Raw genomic sequence first — 15,444 nt, 5'->3', positions numbered from 1 at the left:
TTGAAAATTTGTAACCGGATTGTAACAATTGGATGATAGGTGCGACAATTGCTGCCTTACTCACGTTGTTCTCCCTGTCTCAGACATGGGCTCGCGGGATGCCGAAAGCGACCACGAACCCATGTCTGAGACAAGGAGACGGCGTGTCCAACCCATACGGTCGGGGACGGACCCCTTCTCCGCGTCCCCGGCCGCCTTCCTCTCCAGGCTTGAACGCCCATGACGGCTTTCGACGGCAGGCTTAGTCTTCAGTTCGTCACCCACTTGGCGAACCACTACACGGTCAACCGGTTCGTGGAGCTGGCCGCGCTGGCCCGTGAACGCGGGTTCCAGCGCATCTGGCTCAACGACAACGCGCGCTACCGGAGCCAGGTGGTGGTGCTCTCCGCCATCGCGGCGCGGGTGCCCATCGGCGTGGGCACGGCCGTCCTCGTGCCCTATTTCCATCATCCCATCGAGGTGGTGGATTCGCTGGCGGCCCTGTCCGAGTTGTGCGAAGGGCGCGAGGTGGGCTTCGGACTGGCGCGGGGTTCCACCACCCAGACGCCGCAGCACGTGATCATGCACCGGCCCTTGGCGCTGGTGCGGGAGTTGGCCGTGTTCGTGTCGCGGGCGCTGGCCGGGGAGAGCGTGGCCTACGGCGACTTTCCGGTGCTGTGCGAGCACTACCACCTCAATCCCGCGGGCAGGTTCAAGCTCGCGTTCACGCCCAAGTCCCCGGTGGTGGTCTATTCCGGCGGCAACGGCCCCCGGTCGCTGCACATGGGCGGCCAGGTCATGGACGGCCTCATCAGCTCCGGGACCTTCATCCCGATGCTGCGCGCGGGACGGCTCAAGAACATGCACGAGAGGGCCGAGGCCGGCGCCCGCAGCGTCGATCCGAACAAGACGCTGCGGAAGATGGTGGAGCTCAACGTGTCCGTGTCGCGCGACCGGGACGCGGCCATGGAGTTTCCCAAGCGCCAGGTGGCCCACTCGATCCCCCAGTGGGAGTCCCTCGGGTTCACCCCGGAGGAGTACGCCCGGCTCGGCGTGGAACGGCAGAGGGTGCTCGATCTGAAGGACGCCTTCGCCCAGGGCGCCACCATCGAGGAGGCCGCATCCCTCGTCACCGAGCAGATGGTCCTGTCCTACTACGTCGCCGGCACACCGGCCGAGGTGGCCGACCAGGTCGTGGAACTGGCGCGACAGGCTCAGGAAATGGGCTACGACGAGATCGCCTTCGCCAAGCTCGGCCCCGACTACGAGGAAGCCATCGAAATGCTGGCGGAGAGCGTGATGCCGCGGCTCAACGGTTAGGTCCGGCGCCCCGGTTCCAGCGACAACATCGAAGAGAAAGGCATCCCCATGACGGCATTCGACGGCAAGCTCAGCCTCCAATTCGTGATCCACCTGGCGAACCGGTACACGGTGACCCAACTCGTGGACCTGGCCGGTTTGGCGCACCGGCGCGGCTTCGATCGCATCTGGGTCAACGACAACGCCCGCTACCGGAGCCAGGTGGTGGTGCTCTCCGCCATCGCGGCGCGCGTCCCCATCGGTATCGGCACCGCCATCCTGGTGCCCTATCTGCACCATCCCATCGAGGTGGTGGATTCCCTGGCGGCGCTGTCGGAGCTGAGCGAGGGGAGGGAGATCGGCTTCGGGCTGGCCCGTGGCGACCTGGCGCAGACGCCGCAGCACGTGGACGTTCACAAGCCCATCGCGCTGGTTCGGGAGCTGGCCGTGTTCGAGCGGCGCGCGCTGGACGGAGAGCGGGTTCCCTACGGCGACTTCCCCGTGCTCTCCGAATACTACCGGCTGAACCCGGCCGGCAGCTTCCAGTTGGCTTTCAAGCCGGGATCTCCCGTGGTGATGTATTCCGGCGGGAACGGTCCCCAGTCGCTGCGCATGGGCGGCCAGGTAATGGACGGACTCATCAGTTCGGGGACCTTCATCCCCATGCTGCGCGCGGGCCGGCTGAAGGAGATGCACGAGATGATCGAGGCCGGCGCCCGCAGCGTGGACCCCAACAAGACCCTGCGCAAGATGGTGGAGCTCAACGTGTCGGTGTCGCGGGACCGCGCCCAGGCCATCGAGTTTCCCAAGCGTCAGGTGTCCCACTCGATACTGCAATGGGAGGCGCTCAAGTTCACCCCCGAGGAGTACGACCGCCTCGGGGTGGAGCGGCTGAAGGTGCTCGAGCTCAAGGAGGCCTTTGCCCGGGGCGCCACCGTCGAGGAAGCGGCGGCGTTGGTGACCGAGGAAATGGTCCTCAACTACTACGTCGCCGGACGTCCGGAGGAGGTGGCCGATCAGATCGTCGACCTCGCCCAGCAGGCCCGGGAGCTGGGTTACGACGAGATCGCCTTCGCCAAGCTCGGCCCGGACTACGAGGAAGCCATCAACATGCTGGCGGACAGCGTGATGCCGCGCTTGCGGGGGTAGCGCGCACCCTTGCCCTCGACCCGGATCATGGGCGGGGAGACCGGCCGGTTGGCGCCGCGCCGCCCCTGGATTCCCGCTTCCGCGGGAATGACGATTCGGGGGGTGAGGTCAGAGGCTGCGCTTCTTCTGCCGCGCGCGCAGCGCCTCCAGGTTCTGGCGCGCGCCGCCGGCGAAGGGGTGGACGGCGAGGGTGGCCTCGAACGCGGCGATGGCGGCCTCGTCGTTGCCCATGGCGTTCATGATGAGGCCGAGGCCGGAGAGGGCGCCGAAGTGGCGCGGCTCGAGCTCCAGGGTGCGGTCGATGTCCTTCACCGACGCGCCGTACTCGCCCATGAGATAGTAGATGGTGGCGCGCTTGTTCCAGGCCTCGGCGAACGTGGGGTCGATGGCGATGATCTCGCCGAAGGTCTGCACGGCGGCCGGGTAGTCCTGGGCCGACATCTCCGCCAGGCCCCGGCGCATGAGCTCGTTGATGTCGTCATCGTCCGACTGATGCCAGATGGCCCAGATCACGTTGGTGACCGCGGCGGCGTCGTGAGCGTCGTCAGTGGTATGGAGGCGGGTGAACAGGGCGTCGAGCCGCGGGTCTGTCTGGTCGGCCATAAGGATTGGGGATGACGTTAAAAGGAATGCAACCAGTACCGCTCCAGCGATCCTCACGGCGCCACCATACAGGGTCCGGTTTCCGCGCGTCAACACGCGGCGGACGGTGCCGAGCGTGTTTGCCGGCGGCGGCCAAGTCGGTTATGGATGGGGCTGTGCCGAGCCGAAGCATGCCTCGCCCGACGTGGATCGTGCGGGATCGTGGGCGTCTCAATTCCAACCAAGGAGTCAGGTAATCATGGGAACAACACTTGTCACCGGAGTGGGCCTCGTCGGCACCTCGTTCGCGCAGTGTGCGCTGAAGCGCAACGAGAAGCTGGTTTTCTACGACTTCATGCCGCGCACGGAGTATCTGCACCGGAAGCTCGGGACGGCGGACGTGAACGTGGTGGAGAAGGACATCCGGGACCTGCCGGCGCTGGTGGATGCGATGCAGCGCCACCGTCCGGAGACCGTGGTGCATACCGCCGGACTCATCGGCGGGCGGGTGGTGGAGTCGCTTTACAACGGCCTGCAGATCAACGTGATGGGGACCATCAACGTGTTGGAGGCCGCGCGGCTCACCGGGGTGAAGCGTTTCGTGCTGATCAGCACCTTCGGCGCCTATGACCGGCGTCGCGCCGGGGATCGACCCACCCACGAGGACATGCCGCGTGGGCCGGGCGCCGGTTACGGCAACTCCAAGGCCACCAAGGAGCTGATGGCGGAGGCATATCAGCGTCTGTACGGCTTCGAGCTGCTGACGCTGCGCCTGGCCAACGCGTACGGGCTCGGGCACTTCTGGGGCGGCTCCGGCGGCGGCGAGAAGGTGCAGATGCTGCTGGAGGCGGGCATCCGCGGTCAGGTGGCGCGGATTCCCCAGGCCCAGACCATGACCTTCGAGTACGTCTACGCCAAGGACATGGGGCGTGCCGTGGACCTGGCGACGACGGTGCCGATGCCCGAGAAGACCACCCTCAACATCGGCTCCGGCCAGGTGACGACCTTCGACGAGCTGGTGGCGTCGGTGGAGCGGCAGTTTCCCAAGCTGGAGGTGGAGGTGATTCCCGGACGGCCGCCGGATGTGTCGACCAGCGTGCCCCTGGACATCTCCAGAGCCAACGAATACCTGGGCTGGGAGCCGCAGTACACCATGGACGCGGCGTTCGAGGACTACGCCAAGGACCTCCGGGCGGTCATGGAGTGAGAGGCGGAGCCGCGATGGAATTGCTTCACTGCGTATACGAGCCCGAGGGCGAAGGGCCGCATCCGACGATCCTGGCGCTCCACGGACGCGGCGCCAACGCCATGGACCTCCTGGGGCTGGCGCCGCATCTGTGCGGCGGCGCGTTCCGCGTCATCTGTCCGCAGGCGCCGCTGGAGGTGGCGCTGGGCCCGGGCATGACCGGATACGCCTGGTTCCCCATGTCCCTGGGGGGCGAGATCGATACCGCCGCCTTCCTTTTCGCCCGCGACCGGCTGCGTACGTTCCTGGACCAGTGCGCCGAGCGCTACGCCGTGGCCGGCGGCAAGCTGGTTCTGCTGGGCTTCAGCCAGGGCGGCGGCATGGCCTACAGCCTGGGATTGTCCGATCCCGACCGCTTCGCCGGCATGTGCGTGCTCAGTTCGTGGCTGCGCGAGGGGACGCTGGACGCCCTTGGCGTGTCCGACGGGGTGGACTCGCTCCGGACTCTGGTGCAGCACGGCGCCCGCGACGAGCTGATCGAGCTGGCGCGCGCCAAGCACTCGATCACCCTGCTCGAGAAGCTGCGGGTCCCGGTGGACTACCGCGAATACGACATGGGCCACGAGATTACGTCCCGCAGCCTCGCCGACCTGACCGCGTGGCTCCAGGAGAACGTGCTGGCGCAGGCCATCGCCCCTTAGCTCCGGCACGGCGGGCACGCAACGTCGTCCTCGCTCCCCCCATGGTCATTCCCGCGGAACAGGGTGTGTCATAACTCCGCCCGGACAAGAACTGGCGCCCCCCCCCCCCCGATTCCTCATTCCCGTTTCCCAGGCCGTGTCAAAACGTCGTCCGGGCAAGAATTGGCGCCAACCCCCGGAGTCGTCATTCCCGCGAAAGCGGGAATCCAGGAGTGGGGAGGCGGGCAACGCCGCTGTAGTGCCCCACCACCACCCCTGGATTCCCGCTTTCGCGGGAATGACGATTCCGGGGGGGCTCTGCCTCATCAGTATTGACACAGCCTGGAAGGCGGGAATCCAGGGGATCTACGCCAGGTAGATGGCGACGACGCCGATGATGACGAACAGCGTGGCGATGGCGGTGCGCAGGTTCACCTGCTCGATGTCGCGCGAGAACAGCATCGTGCCCAGCAGCACCCAGAGGGGCGCGATGCAGACGATGGGTCCTACCACGACCACGTTGCCGTTGCCGAGGGCGGCCACGAGCGACCAGATGCCGATTGCCTCGAAGACTCCGGTGACCAGGAAATAGGGCATGGCGCGCCGGTCCGGCATGAGCCGGGCGCGCGCCTTCGGGTTCAACAGGTTCAGCAGCATGGGCACCAGCGCCGCCGTCCCCATCACCGCGCTGAGCAGCAGCGGCTGGTTGGCCACGGTGAGGCCGTAGCGCCGCAGCGGGTGGTTGAGGCCGGCGCTGAAGGAGGCGGCCAGGGGGAAGACCAGTTCCCATGTCCGGTAGGTCTGCTTCTGGTGTTGCGGTCTCCAGGAGATCAGGCCGATCCCGGCCACGACGAGTCCCGTGCCGGAGAGCAGAAAGGGTGTCACCGTCTCGTGCAGGAGCAGCACGGCGAGGGTGGTGCTGAAGAGGGGATTGGTGGCCTGCACCGTGCTGGTGACCGATGCCCCCATGCGCGCCACGCCGGTGTAGGCGCACAGCCGTGTGACGAGTTGCAGCCAGCCGCCGACGGCGAAGCAGGCGATGGCGATGAACGGGATGGCGCGCACGCCGCCGGTCATGAACGCCACCAGCCAAAGGATCGTGGTGTTGACGCTCAACGCCACGTAGGCCGCGGTCACCGGCGTGGAGTACATCAGTCCGCGCCGGGCGGCGAGAAAGCAGCCGGCGTAGAAGAACGACGTCACCAGGGCCAGGAATTGCGGGGTCATGAACGTCGGTCCGGGCGCCGGGTCCTCATCGTTCCGGCAGATCCCTGCTGAGGCCGATGCGCTCCACGAAGGGAAGCTTGAGCGCCGGCCGCGTCACGTCGAGTCCGAAGACGAGCCCGAGAACGTTGATCTCGATCCCTTCCTGCAAGGCGAGCGTCAGCCCCAGCGCGCCGTATACGGAGAGTTGCCAGCCGGTGTAGCTGGGCGCGCGGGCGAGGAAGGCTCCCTTGTCCAGATAGTCCTTGCCCAGGGCGTTGGCGGGAAGCGCGGCCCCGAGCTCGGGCACGCGGCGGCCGATGTAGGCGGTGAAGGTGTTGCTGTTGGGGCCCGGCCACAGCCGGTACTCCTCCGGATACGGGTAGCTCCCGGCGGCTTCGCGGATGCCCTCGATGGCGCGCTCGGCCGCCGCCCCGCGCAGGTCCGCCATGACTCGCGGGCGGCTGTCGAACCACAGCCGGTCGGGAATGTCTTGCTGCACCGAAACCACCGGCAGGCCGCGGTACAGGCGCCAGCCCACCACCTGGTAGACGGTGTACGCCGGTGCCCCGGGTTCCTTGGTGGCGATCCACGTATGCACGCCGAATATGCCGCGCCAGTTGAAGGCGCGCGCCGCATAGAGTTGAACCACGGCCTCGGGCGTACGTGCGGGGTCCGGCGCGATGCCGGAGCTTTCCCGGCTGGCGGTGCGCCAGTCCCGGTTCCACGCCCCGGACGCGGCGACCACGAACACCGAGACGAGCGCCAGCGACAGAAGAATCAGCGAGATGGTAAGGATGTTCCGCACGGGGCTGCCGTATGGGCGTCCCGTCCGTGTGGGATGCGGCCCCGCAAACTTCTTGACACCCAATCCAAGGGTTCGTTAACTAGTGCGGGTGTGCGGGGCAGAGAAGGACACCTGTCGCGAGTCTAGGTCAATTCCGCCGAGGAGACAAATCATGACACGGAACGGACACCCTGTGGTGGTGGACGCGGACGCCCACGTTCTCGAGACCGAGCGCACCTGGGACTACCTCGAAGGGTCCGACAAGAAGTTCAGGCCCGCGCTGTTCGGCTCGCCGGACATGGACATGCAGTACTGGGTCATGGACGGCAAGATCCGCGGCGCTCGTTTCGCGACGCTGAGCGAACAGCAGCTCGACGCGCTGTCCGAGAAGAAGGGGCGGAGATTCACCACGCCCCAGGCCTCCCGCGAGATGGACGACGTGGACCTGCGCCTGGCGCACCTCGACGAGCTGGGGGTGGACGTGCAGGTCATGCACAACACCATGTGGATCGAGCGGGTCACCGACCGGGCCGACGCCGAGGTTGCCCTGTGCCTGGCGTGGAACCGCTGGATGGCGGACGTGTGGAAGGCAGGCGAGGGACGGCTCCGGTGGTCCTGCGTGATCCCGGCCATGGCCCTGGACGAGGCCGTGCAGCAGATGCGTTTCGCGCGCGAGCACGGCGCGGTGGCGGTGTGCATGCGCCCCTTCGAGGGCGACCGGCACCTGGTGGACCCTTACTTCTATCCGGTGTTCGAGGAGGCCTCGGCGCTGGACCTGGCCATGGGCGTGCACATCGCCAACGCGAGCACCGGACTCATGGCGCACTTCCGCCCGCGCTACGACAAGACCGGCGGCTTCGCGCCGTTCCGCATCCCCACGGTGGTCACCTGCCTCTCGCTCATCATGAGCGAGGTGCCGCGCGTCTTTCCCAAGCTGCGCTGGGGGTTCATCGAGACTTCGGCCCAGTGGATTCCCTGGATCGTCAACGAGGCCCGGCGGCGCGCGGGTACCGACTATCCCGACAATCCCCTCAAGGAGTACAACGTCTACGTCACCGCCCAGTGCGACGACGACTTCCCGTACGTGTTGAAATACGCGGGCGAGGACAACATCGTCATCGGCACCGACTACGGCCACACCGACACGTCCAGCGAGGTGGACGCCATCACGCGGTTCAAGGCGGAGACGACGGTGGATGACACGGCGCGCTGGAAGATCCTGAGCGACAATCCCAAGGAACTCTACGGCATCGCGTGACCGCCGCCCGCGGGTCGCGCACGAAAGGAGAAGGAACATGTCCGGCAACGGAAAGACCCTGGTGGTGGACTCGGACGCCCACGTGGTGGAGACCGAGAACACGTGGGACTACCTGGAAGCGTCCGAGAAGAAGTTCCGGCCGCAGCTCTTCGCCCCCGAGGACTCCACGGCACAGTACTGGGTGCTGGACGGGAAGGTGCTGGGCTTCCGTTTCCGCACCCTGAGCGAGCAGCAGCTCGACGAGGTCTCGGCCCAGGCCGGGCGGCAGATGCAGACGCCGAAGGAGGCGCGGGAGCTGCGCGACGTGCAACTCCGCGTCGACCACCTCGACAAGCTCGGCATCGACGTGCAGATCCTGTACAACACGCTGTGGATCGAGCAGGTCACGGACCGCGCCGACGTCGAGATCGCTTTGTGCGCGAGCTGGAACCGCTGGATGGCGGACGTGTGGAAGCAGGGTAACGGGCGGCTCCGGTGGGTGGCGGTGGTGCCGGCCATGACCATCGGCGAAGCGCTGGAGCAGATCCGCTTCGCCCGGGAGAACGGCGCCGTGGGCGTGTGCCTCCGTCCCTTCGAAGGTGACCGGCACCTGGTGGATCCATATTTCTACCCGATCTTCGACGAGGCCCAGCGCCTCGACATGATGATGGGCATCCATATCGCTATCGGGAGCCCCAAAATGGCGACGCAGTTCCGGCCGCGCTATGACAGTGGCGGCGGACTGCCGGTGTTCCGCATCCCCACGGTCTCCACCTGCTTCACGGTGATGATGAGTGAGGTGCCCAAGGTGTTTCCGGACCTGCGTTGGGGATTCATCGAGTCCTCCGCCCAATGGGTGCCGTGGGTGGTGAACGAGACCATCCGGAGGTCGGGGACGGCGGAGTATCCCACGGACCCCATGAAGGCGTTCAACATCTACGTGTCGGCCCAGACCGACGACGACTTCCCCTACGTCCTCAAGTACGCGGGCGACGACAACATCGTCATCGGCACCGACTACGGCCACACCGACGCCTCCAGCGAGGTGGACGCGTTCACGATTTTCAACGGCAACGATACCATTTCCGCGGAACAGAGGCGGAAGATCCTGAGCGACAACGGCCGGGCGCTATACGGGGTGTAGGGTCCCGGGCCCCTTCTACCTGGCGCCGACCAGGACCGATACCTGGTAGCACACGCTGGTGAAGAGCGGGCTCGTGGTCAGGCCGGTCCAGACGAACAGCTTGCCCTCGGCGAAGAAGATGTGCATGCCGCAGTCGAACGCCAGCATCACCGCGCCCAGCACGGCCGTGGTGATGGAGACCACGGTGAGCCAGCTCTCCCCGGCGCTTTTCAGGTAGAGGAACGTCATCAGCCCCACGCCGAACTGAAAGCCGAGGAGCCAGATGGCGAGGGCGAAGCAGAGGATCCAGCCGATGATGCTCGCGGTGCGGCGCCGTTCCTCCGCCGGGTCGAGGTCGTCGCCCTCCTGTTCCAGGAGCGAGGCGTCCAACATTCCCGGTTCGCCCGCGTCCGTCGGCGCGGCCTTCTCGTCGCTGCCCGCCAGTTGCCGCGCGAGCTGGAGCGCCAGCAGTCCGGCGGTGGGAAGTCCGATCATCCACGCCATGAGGCTCGCCTGGATCTCCCACTTCGAGGCTTCCCACAGACCCCAGGCCAACATCAGGAACAACGCGCCCGTGAAGACGGTGGAGTATCCGCGGAAGCTCATGGCCTCGGTTCCGCCGCCCGCGCGCGGCGGCGTTGGCTGATGAGCGGGTAGGCGATGCTCACGATGATGATGCCGAGAATGATGAGCACCCCCGGGCGCGCGAGGAAGCCGAACTCGTAGCGCGAGTACGTGATCCACAGGTAGTTGTCCGCCAGCCGCCCCAGCACCAGCCCCAGCAGGAGCGCCGGGCGGGACCAGTCGAACATCACCATGAGCCAGCCCAGGGCGCCGAAGATGAGCGTGATGACGATGTCGCCGATGCTGTTGCTGTGGGTGTAGGACCCCAGGTAGATGAACAACAACAGCGGCGGGATCAGCAGCGTCCCCTTGATGCGCGTGAGCCGCGCCAATTGGTTCAGGAACAGGAAGCACACGGACACGGTGATGACGTTGGACACCACCAGCACCCACACCAGCGAGAGGGTGACGTCGAGGTCCTTGGTGAGCATGGACGTGCCCGGGCGCAGCCCCAGGATCAGGAAGGCTCCCAGAAGGATGGCGGTGGTGACGTTGCCGGGGATGCCGAAGGCGATGGTGGGGATGAGCGCGCCGCCGAGGGTCGAGTTGTTGGCCGCGCCGGGGCCGAGGACGCCCTCGATGACCCCGGTGCCCACCTGGTCCTGCTTGCCCGCGGACTGCATGGCGTGGGCGTACGCCACCCACTGGGAAACGGGGCCGCCCATGCCCGGGATGATGCCGATGTAGGTGCCCATGGCGCTGCAGCGGATCACCAGCCACCAGTGGCGCAGGGCGTCCTTCACGCCCTCGAGCACGCCTCCCAGACGCCCCACATGGGCCTGGGCGATGCTCCCCCCCTTGGTCGCCAGATCGACGATCTCCGGTATGGCGAAGAGCCCCACCGTGGCGGGCACCAGCCCGATGCCCGCGCCGCCCGTCTCGCCACCCCCCCACAGGTAGATCAAGCCGAACGTGAAGCGTTCGGTGGCGGTCTGCAGGTCCAGGCCCACCAGCGAGAACATGAAACCCAGTCCTCCCGCGGCCAGGCCCTTGACCACGCTGCCGCCGCTCAGGGCGCCGACGAAGGTCACGCCCGCCACCGTGAGCATGAAGAACTCGGGCGTGCCCAGGGACAGCACCAGCGGCGTCACGATGGGGATGGCGATGGCGATGGCGCAGGCGCCGACGAGGGCGCCCATGAGCGAGCTCATCAGCGAGGCGCCCAGCGCACGCCCCGCCTCGCCCTTCTTGGCCATGGGGTGACCTTCGACAATGGTGGAGGCGGTGGATCCCTCGCCGGGGATACCGAAGAGGACCGATGTGATGTCGCCGGTGGTGGCCGTGACCGCCATCATGCCCAGCAGGAAGGAGAACGCCTCCACCGCGTCCATCTTGAGCTGGAACGCGAACCCGAGCATGAGGGCCATGGTCACGGGTCCGCCGAGACCGGGCAGCATGCCCACGGCGAAGCCGATGAGGTTCCCGAGAAGAAGGTAGCCGAAGGCGGGCCAGGCGAAGACCCGGAGCAGCCCCTTCACGGAGGCCGAGCCGATCTCCGCCGCCATGTCCTGGGCCAGATAGATCCACAACCCCAGGACCACCAGGATGGCCAGCCAGGTCAGGCGTCGGTTGCCGGTCACGAGTGTGAGTGCCCCTTCTCAGCCCAAGGGGTCGTTCACGGCTTCTGTGCCATGGCCTTCAGCAACGCGACGGCCTCGGGATCGCTCTTCTGGATCTCCACGACCCGGTCGATGATGGACTGGGCCTGGGGTGCGTTGAGGGAGATCAGCTTGAAGCCGATGGCCTTCTCGAAGTGGGCGACCATCTCGGGGTCCTTGAGGAACCGGTCGAAGCTCGCGGCCATGGTGTCGAAGGTCGCCTTGGGAACGCGGGGCGCGTAGACCCAGCCGCGACGGACGCCGGCGAGGAAGGCCAGGGTCTCCATGGCGCGGTAGCGCACGTCCTTGCGTATCGACTCCCCCTTGAGTTCCAGGACGATCTCGAAATAGGTGGGGATGTCCGGCAGACGCGGGTCCCGGATGATCTTGCCGTCCTGGACGGTGCCTTCCTGGGCCAAGGGGACAGCGACGCCTTCCTTGACCATGGGCTCCACCGCGGTGAAGTAGGCGCTCTGACTGTCGTTGGTCAGGTTCAGCTCGCCCCGGCGAAGGGCCGCGCGCATGTCGCCGCTGCTGCCGTAGCCGGTCACCACCTTGTGGTCGAGGTCCAGGATGCGCATGAGCAGCCGCGGCAGCATGGCGCGCGGGCTCTGGATCGACGTGGTGCCGAAGAATACCTTCTTCTTCAACCCGGCCAGTTCCGTCCCTTTGCTGATGCCCAGGTCCTTGCTGGCGAAGGCGATGGTGGTTTCCCGCCCCCCCCCGAGCCAGCGCAGCTTGGCCAACTCGAACTTGACCTTGTCGGGCTTGAAGATGGTGTCCGTGACCGAAGTAGAGAACTGCCCGATGATGGTGCCGTCGGCCGGCGCGGAGTTGTACACCCAGTTCTCGCCCACGATGCCGCCGCCGCCGGGCATGTTGCGGATGATCGCGGTGGGGTTTCCGGGGATCTGCTTGCCGATGAACGGCAGCATCTGGCGCGCCATGATGTCGGCGGCCCCGCCCACGCTGTAAGGGATCAGGATGGCGACGGTCTTGCCCTTGAAGGAAACCTCGGCGACCGCCTGGGTGGCGCTCCCGAAGACGAGGAACAGGACGGTGATCGCGGTTGCGAGGACTGCGAAGAGTCGTTTCATGGTGTGCTCCTTCCTGAGTTGGTCCAACGCCCTTGTATTGCGGGTCGTGACCGGATGTCAACCCGCGAACCGCGCCCCGGCGCGATTTGACAACCTTCGGTCCTTCGGCTAAGAACGCGAAATCTTCGGAGAATCCAACTTCCACTCAACACATTCGAGAGAGGTGACACATGCCCAAGAGCCTGGGATCGTTTCTGGAAGATTGCCGGCGTGAGATTCCCAACGAGGTTGTCCACGTGACCAAGCAGGTGGATCCGGCTCACTACGACGTGAGCGCGCTCATCAAGCACCTGGACGAGATGCGCAAGTTCCCCATCCTGGTGTTCGACAAGCCGCTGAACCTCCATGGACAGCCGTCGGATATCAAGCTGACCATGAACTGCGAGATCTCCCAGGGCAAGACCCAGGTGGCCCTCGGCCTGGACAAGAACACGAGCCGGGAGGTCATGACCGACATCTGCCTGGAGCGCGAGGAGCACCGCCTCGAGCCGGTGGTCATCGAGCGCGATCAGGCGCCGGTCATGCAGAACGTCCAGACCGGCAAGGACGTCGACATCTACCAGATCCCGGTGATGCGGCACCACTACATGGACGGCGGTCCCTACATCGTCATGTCCACCGTCACCAAGGAGCGCACCTCCGGCATCTACAACTGCTCGTACCACCGCATGGAGGTGAAGTCGCCCCAGAGCACGGCGCTGTACGCCTCGCCGCGCCACTTGTGGAAGATCTTCAAGGACTACGAGGACAACAACATGGAGTGCCCCGTGGCCACCGTGCTGGGGCACCATCCGGCCTATCACATGGGCGCGTGTTACAGCGGTGCGTTCGAGGTGAGCGAGTTCGACATCATCGGCGGCTACATGCAGGAGCCGCTGCGGCTGACGCCGTCCTCCACCTGGGGCGACAACTTCCTGATCCCGGCCGATGCCGAGGTGGTCATCGAGGGCCTGCTCCAGCCCAACAAGCGCGTGGTGGAAGGTCCCTTCGGCGAGGCCCCGGGCTATCTCGGGCCACAGCGCTACACCACCTGTGTGGAGTACAAGGTGACGGCCATGAACTGGCGCAAGGGCGCCATGTTCCAGTCCATCATCACTCCGGAAGGGGATAAGCCGTGGATGGACCTGCCGCGTGAGGGCGCCTACCTGCGCCGTTGCCGCGAGGCGGTGCCCGGCGTGACCGCGGTGTGCAAGATGGGGCGCCACGCCCACTACAACGTCTTCATCGCCATGAAGAAGATGTCCGAGGGCGACCCCGGGCGCGCGGCGGCCGCGGCCCTGACCTTCGACCACACCAAGAACGTCTTCGTGTTCGACGAGGACATCAACGTGTACAACCCCACGGACATCCTGTGGGCGCTGGCCACGCGCGTGCAGCCGCACCGCCAGATCTCGATCCTGCAGCCGCTCTTCCGCGGCAACTTCCTGGATCCGTCGCTGGTGGACGAGATCAAGACCTCCGGGATGATCGTCGACGCCACGCGGCCGCTGGACCGGCCCTTCTCGCCGGTGTCGAAGGTGCCGGACGAGGCCATGGAGCGCGTCAAGGTCGAGGATTTCATTCCGGGCGAGATCCTGTCGCACATTCCCATCGACCGGACCACGTACTGGTCGTAGGCAGCCGGATCGTTCCGGCGACCGTGTAGCACACGCGGCGGCATTCATTCAGAACGAAAGGAACCCCTCATGGGTCAGGCAGTCGAAATCACTTGTCCGAAATGCACCGAGAAGTTCGTGGTGAACCCGCACATGCTGGGCTCCGGCATGGAGTTCCACTGTCCCTTCTGCGGCGTCTACTTCCCCGAGGAAGAGAGTCCCCACATCTGGAAGTAGGAGAGTGCGTCGCCCCACGACTTCTTCGATTTGAAGCGCCTCTTCGCTTTCCGGGAGGCGCTGGAACGAATCGAGGCCGCGGATGCGCCCGGGGCCGTCCTGGTGGACGGCTCGGAGCCCGTCCGCGGCGGCCGTGTGGGTGTGCTGCCGGGCTCCTTCAACCCGCCTACCGTCGCCCATCTGGAGCTGGCTCGGGCGGCTCGGCGGCGGTTTGATCTCGACACCGTCGCCTTCTCCCTCAGCAGCGTCACCGTCGACAAGGAACGCGTGGAAGGGCTGTGCCGCGAGGACCGGCTCTTGCTGCTTTCATTGTTGACCGCGGACGATGTCCGGACCGCGGCCGTGGTGGTCAACCGCGGCCTCTACTCCGATCAGGCGCCCGCGTTCCGCGCGTGTTTCGGCGGCGACGCGGACCTGTGGTTCATCGTCGGCATGGACAAGGTGCTGCAGATATTCGACCCCCGGTACTACGAAGACCGCGACGCCGCGCTGGACACCCTGTTCGCGCAGGTGCGGCTGATCGCGGCCAACCGCGAGGCTTGGGGTGCCGAGGCGTTGCGCGTTCTGCTGGACCGGCCCGAGAACGTTCCCTACAGGGACCGGGTGCAACCGTTGACGTTGCCGCCGCACCTCCGGGACCAGTCCTCGAGCGCCGTGCGGCGCGGGGTCGGAGGGCCGGCCGCCGACGCTGTCTCGCCGCCCGTGCGGGAGTTCATCGAAGCCACGGGCGCGTACCGGGAGCCCTACGAGCTGCGTCTGGCGGCGCTCGACGCCCTTTATCCCGTGCGTGAATGGGCGGAGGCCGAAGTGGCGTTCGACGCCGTGATGGCGCGGGTGGCGGAATCCGGGGGCGGTGAGGCGGTGCGCGAACTTCTGCTAGCGCCGATGCCGCCCGACAATCTCAAGGCCGGGTTGGCGGCGCTGGGCTTGGCGCGTTTCGGCGTTTGACGATTCGAACCGTCATTCCGGCGGAACAGGCGTGTCAAGACACCATCTGAGAGAGGCAACAACCCCCCGAATCGTCATTCCCGCGAAAGCGGGAATCCAGGGGTGGTGGTGGGGCCCTAT

General features: G+C 66.4%; 15 protein-coding genes. 9 read left to right on the top strand and 6 right to left on the bottom strand.

The window, feature by feature from the left end:
* The first annotated feature begins 219 nt into the window (after nt 1-219).
* On the top strand, nt 220-1,299 hold the full coding sequence (locus tag OXF11_12345; protein MCY4487885.1) for an LLM class flavin-dependent oxidoreductase: 1,080 nt from the start codon (nt 220-222) through the stop codon (nt 1,297-1,299).
* A gap of 48 nt (nt 1,300-1,347) precedes the next feature.
* Nucleotides 1,348-2,427 carry an LLM class flavin-dependent oxidoreductase gene (locus tag OXF11_12340; GenBank protein ID MCY4487884.1) on the top strand — a complete coding sequence of 360 codons (1,080 nt, stop codon included), beginning with the start codon at nt 1,348-1,350 and terminating at the stop codon, nt 2,425-2,427.
* A 108-nt stretch (nt 2,428-2,535) separates the two neighbouring features.
* Here the strand turns inward: OXF11_12340 and OXF11_12335 are convergent, their stop codons facing one another.
* Entirely contained in the window at nt 2,536-3,030 is a 495-nt protein-coding gene (locus tag OXF11_12335) for a tetratricopeptide repeat protein (protein MCY4487883.1), read from the bottom strand.
* A 238-nt stretch (nt 3,031-3,268) separates the two neighbouring features.
* Between OXF11_12335 and OXF11_12330 the strand changes: the two genes are divergently transcribed.
* Complete coding sequence (locus tag OXF11_12330; GenBank protein ID MCY4487882.1) at nt 3,269-4,216, top strand: NAD(P)-dependent oxidoreductase; 948 nt, start codon at nt 3,269-3,271, stop codon at nt 4,214-4,216.
* Nucleotides 4,217-4,230: 14 nt separating this feature from the next.
* Nucleotides 4,231-4,896, top strand: a complete 666-nt coding sequence (locus OXF11_12325; protein ID MCY4487881.1) for a hypothetical protein — start codon at nt 4,231-4,233, stop codon at nt 4,894-4,896.
* 345 nt (nt 4,897-5,241) lie between these two features.
* Here OXF11_12325 and OXF11_12320 read toward each other — a convergent pair whose 3' ends face one another.
* Nucleotides 5,242-6,102, bottom strand: coding sequence for a DMT family transporter (locus OXF11_12320; protein MCY4487880.1), 861 nt, complete (start codon nt 6,100-6,102; stop codon nt 5,242-5,244).
* Nucleotides 6,103-6,127: 25 nt separating this feature from the next.
* Complete coding sequence (locus tag OXF11_12315) at nt 6,128-6,886, bottom strand: DUF3750 domain-containing protein (GenBank protein ID MCY4487879.1); 759 nt, start codon at nt 6,884-6,886, stop codon at nt 6,128-6,130.
* A 151-nt stretch (nt 6,887-7,037) separates the two neighbouring features.
* On the opposite strand from OXF11_12315, the gene OXF11_12310 reads away from it, so the two are divergent.
* A complete protein-coding gene (locus OXF11_12310) occupies nt 7,038-8,123 on the top strand; it encodes an amidohydrolase family protein (GenBank protein MCY4487878.1) in 1,086 nt (361 codons plus the stop codon).
* Nucleotides 8,124-8,160: 37 nt separating this feature from the next.
* Nucleotides 8,161-9,246, top strand: coding sequence for an amidohydrolase family protein (locus OXF11_12305; protein ID MCY4487877.1), 1,086 nt, complete (start codon nt 8,161-8,163; stop codon nt 9,244-9,246).
* A 15-nt stretch (nt 9,247-9,261) separates the two neighbouring features.
* On the opposite strand, the gene OXF11_12300 is transcribed toward OXF11_12305, so the two are convergent.
* The 3 genes from OXF11_12300 to OXF11_12290 are packed head-to-tail and all read right to left on the bottom strand — an operon-like array spanning nt 9,262 to nt 12,544.
* Entirely contained in the window at nt 9,262-9,831 is a 570-nt protein-coding gene (locus tag OXF11_12300) for a hypothetical protein (GenBank protein MCY4487876.1), read from the bottom strand.
* On the bottom strand, nt 9,828-11,429 hold the full coding sequence (locus OXF11_12295; GenBank protein MCY4487875.1) for a tripartite tricarboxylate transporter permease: 1,602 nt from the start codon (nt 11,427-11,429) through the stop codon (nt 9,828-9,830). Before OXF11_12295 ends, OXF11_12300 begins: the two co-directional genes overlap by 4 nt.
* 35 nt (nt 11,430-11,464) lie before the next feature.
* Nucleotides 11,465-12,544: a hypothetical protein gene (locus OXF11_12290; protein MCY4487874.1), complete on the bottom strand. Its 1,080-nt coding sequence runs from the start codon at nt 12,542-12,544 to the stop codon at nt 11,465-11,467.
* A gap of 170 nt (nt 12,545-12,714) precedes the next feature.
* Between OXF11_12290 and OXF11_12285 the strand changes: the two genes are divergently transcribed.
* From OXF11_12285 to OXF11_12275, 3 genes are all read left to right on the top strand, one after another.
* Complete coding sequence (locus OXF11_12285) at nt 12,715-14,160, top strand: UbiD family decarboxylase (protein ID MCY4487873.1); 1,446 nt, start codon at nt 12,715-12,717, stop codon at nt 14,158-14,160.
* A gap of 69 nt (nt 14,161-14,229) precedes the next feature.
* Nucleotides 14,230-14,376 (top strand): zinc ribbon domain-containing protein, encoded by a 147-nt coding sequence (locus OXF11_12280; GenBank protein MCY4487872.1) that lies wholly within the window; start codon nt 14,230-14,232, stop codon nt 14,374-14,376.
* A gap of 30 nt (nt 14,377-14,406) precedes the next feature.
* Nucleotides 14,407-15,324, top strand: coding sequence for a hypothetical protein (locus tag OXF11_12275; protein ID MCY4487871.1), 918 nt, complete (start codon nt 14,407-14,409; stop codon nt 15,322-15,324).
* Nucleotides 15,325-15,444: the final 120 nt, after the last annotated feature.

Source organism: Deltaproteobacteria bacterium, assembly GCA_026712905.1.
Taxonomy (GTDB): domain Bacteria; phylum Desulfobacterota; class Binatia; order UBA9968; family JAJDTQ01; genus JAJDTQ01.
The sequence above is the reverse complement of the archived record's forward strand: the minus strand, read 5'-3'. Positions and strand labels throughout refer to the sequence as shown.

Bases quoted from the DNA above. Each gene is read 5' to 3' on its own strand.
- OXF11_12345 (MCY4487885.1), top strand. From the start codon at position 220: ATGACGGCTTTCGACGGCAGGCTTAGTCTTCAGTTCGTCACCCACTTG.
- OXF11_12340 (MCY4487884.1), top strand. From the start codon at position 1,348: ATGACGGCATTCGACGGCAAGCTCAGCCTCCAATTCGTGATCCACCTG.
- OXF11_12335 (MCY4487883.1), bottom strand. From the start codon at position 3,030: ATGGCCGACCAGACAGACCCGCGGCTCGACGCCCTGTTCACCCGCCTC.
- OXF11_12330 (MCY4487882.1), top strand. From the start codon at position 3,269: ATGGGAACAACACTTGTCACCGGAGTGGGCCTCGTCGGCACCTCGTTC.
- OXF11_12325 (MCY4487881.1), top strand. From the start codon at position 4,231: ATGGAATTGCTTCACTGCGTATACGAGCCCGAGGGCGAAGGGCCGCAT.
- OXF11_12320 (MCY4487880.1), bottom strand. From the start codon at position 6,102: ATGACCCCGCAATTCCTGGCCCTGGTGACGTCGTTCTTCTACGCCGGC.
- OXF11_12310 (MCY4487878.1), top strand. From the start codon at position 7,038: ATGACACGGAACGGACACCCTGTGGTGGTGGACGCGGACGCCCACGTT.
- OXF11_12305 (MCY4487877.1), top strand. From the start codon at position 8,161: ATGTCCGGCAACGGAAAGACCCTGGTGGTGGACTCGGACGCCCACGTG.
- OXF11_12300 (MCY4487876.1), bottom strand. From the start codon at position 9,831: ATGAGCTTCCGCGGATACTCCACCGTCTTCACGGGCGCGTTGTTCCTG.
- OXF11_12290 (MCY4487874.1), bottom strand. From the start codon at position 12,544: ATGAAACGACTCTTCGCAGTCCTCGCAACCGCGATCACCGTCCTGTTC.
- OXF11_12285 (MCY4487873.1), top strand. From the start codon at position 12,715: ATGCCCAAGAGCCTGGGATCGTTTCTGGAAGATTGCCGGCGTGAGATT.
- OXF11_12280 (MCY4487872.1), top strand. From the start codon at position 14,230: ATGGGTCAGGCAGTCGAAATCACTTGTCCGAAATGCACCGAGAAGTTC.